Annotated in this window: 1 protein-coding gene; it reads right to left on the bottom strand. The window is 63.2% G+C overall.

Annotated features, from left to right (window positions below; genetic code table 11):
• Positions 1-405 (bottom strand): molybdopterin-dependent oxidoreductase (locus LK12_RS23525; protein WP_039290919.1); only part of this gene is annotated, 405 nt, incomplete at both ends.

Below are 405 nucleotides of genomic sequence, written 5' to 3'. Positions count from 1 at the left end.
GAAATCGAACCGTTCCGCCAGGAAATCGAGCGGGACCAGCTTGGGCTTTTCGGAAATGCCCACGGTACGCTGGCCCTGCACGTTGGAATGGCCGCGCACCGGCGAGATGCCCGCGCCTTCGCGCCCGATGTTGCCGCGCATCAGCAGCAGGTTCACCAGCATGCCGATGGTCTGCGAGCCGTGGACATGCTGGGTCACGCCCATGCCGTAGATGCCGATGACCTTCTTGGCGTTGCAGTAGACGTCTCCTGCCGCTTCCAGATCGGCGCGGGAGAGGCCGGATTCCGCCTCGATATCGTCCCACGATGCGGCGTGAACCGATTTCTTGAAGTCTTCGAAGCCCTTGGTGTGCTGCTCAAGGAAGGCGGTGTCGAGCAGGTCTTCGCTTTCCGCCCGCGCCAGCAC

This window comes from Novosphingobium malaysiense (assembly GCF_000802225.1).
Lineage (GTDB): Bacteria > Pseudomonadota > Alphaproteobacteria > Sphingomonadales > Sphingomonadaceae > Novosphingobium > Novosphingobium malaysiense.
The sequence above is the reverse complement of the archived record's forward strand: the minus strand, read 5'-3'. Positions and strand labels throughout refer to the sequence as shown.